1 protein-coding gene and 1 other annotated feature are annotated in these 1,348 nt (G+C 64.8%); the gene reads left to right on the forward strand.

Translation table 11 applies throughout. The features are described 5' to 3' along the window. Nucleotides 1-46: 46 nt before the first annotated feature. A protein-coding gene (locus tag GD1_RS23975; protein WP_238404338.1) for an IS3 family transposase occupies nucleotides 47-1,329 on the forward strand; the annotation gives its coding sequence in 2 pieces (ribosomal slippage) (nucleotides 47-335 and nucleotides 335-1,329; 1,284 coding nt in all). Further along, nucleotides 325-453, forward strand: a sequence feature (AL1L pseudoknot). (Overlaps the previous gene by 129 nt.) Nucleotides 1,330-1,348 lie beyond the last annotated feature (19 nt).

Here is a 1,348-nt window from a genome sequence, read left to right on the forward strand (position 1 = left end):
GCCCCGGGTCTGTCGGAGGCTCTCGAACCTGTGAAGGATGGAGAGCATGGCAGCACCACGCAAGTACAGTGAGGAACTCAAGGACCGGGCCACCCGGATGGCATGTGAAGCGCGACGAGATCCCGATTCGTCGAGAGGTGCGATCAAGCGGATCGCCGATCAGCTCGGAGTCCATCCCGAGGCGTTGCGCAATTGGGTTCGTCAGGCCGAGATCGACGGCGGGGTCCGCCCGGGCACCACGAGTGAGGACGCTGACCGCATCGCGGCGTTGGAGCGGGAGAACCGTGAACTGCGGCGAGCGAACACGATCTTGAAGCAGGCTTCGGCTTTCTTTGCGGCGGAGATCGACCGCCCACAGCGCTGATCGTGGAGTTCGTCGCGGCTCACCGCGATGAACACGGAGTCGATCCGATCTGTGCGGCATTGCGCGATACGTCCGCCCAGATCGCTCCGTCCACGGTACGAGCCCACCTGAGCCCCCAGAAGACCGAGGCGCCTCGTGTGGTGCGTGACCGGGAGCTCCTTACCCAGGTCCGCGCGGTGCATGCCGACAACCTCGGCGTCTACGGTGCCCGCAAGGTGCATGCCCAATTGCGCAGACAGGGCCATAGTGTTGCCCGCTGCACCGTCGAGCGATTGATGAAAGCCGATGGGCTGCAAGGGATAGCGAGACTCAAGACACGCAAGACCACGCGCAGCGAGGGAGCTGAAACACCCCGGCCGGCTGACCGGGTCAACCGTCAGTTCACCGCGGCGGCACCGAACGCGTTGTGGGTGGCGGACCTGACCTACATCCGCACCCACTCGGGCTGGGTGTACGCGGCGTTCGTCCTGGACGTGTTCTCGCGGATGGTCGTCGGCTGGCAGGTCTCGACCACCATGCACACCGACCTCGCCCTCGACGCCCTGAACACGGGATTGTGGGCACGGTCGCGTGCCGGCCACGACGTGGCCGGGCTGATCCACCACTCCGACCGCGGAGTGCAATACCGAGCCATCCGCTACACCGAACGACTGGCCGAAGCCGAAGCGGTGACATCTGTTGGCTCCAAAGGGGATTCATACGACAACGCGATGGCTGAGGCGTTCAACTCGCTGTTCAAAGCCGAATGCATCCGTAACCCCGTGATGCGCCCGCGAGGCGGCTGGGCAGGTGTGGGCGAGGTCGAGATCGCCGTCGCTGAGTACGTCGAATGGTTCAACCACCGCCGCCTGCACGGCGAGATCGGACACGTCCCACCCGTCGAGTACGAGAGCGCCTACTGGTCGACCCACACCGTCACCAGCTACCGTGAGAACCCGGTCCCCGCAAACGCTGGAACCAACTAACCGAGCCTCCAGCAAACCC

Source organism: Gordonia desulfuricans NBRC 100010, assembly GCF_001485495.1.
In the GTDB taxonomy this organism is placed as follows: domain Bacteria; phylum Actinomycetota; class Actinomycetes; order Mycobacteriales; family Mycobacteriaceae; genus Gordonia; species Gordonia desulfuricans.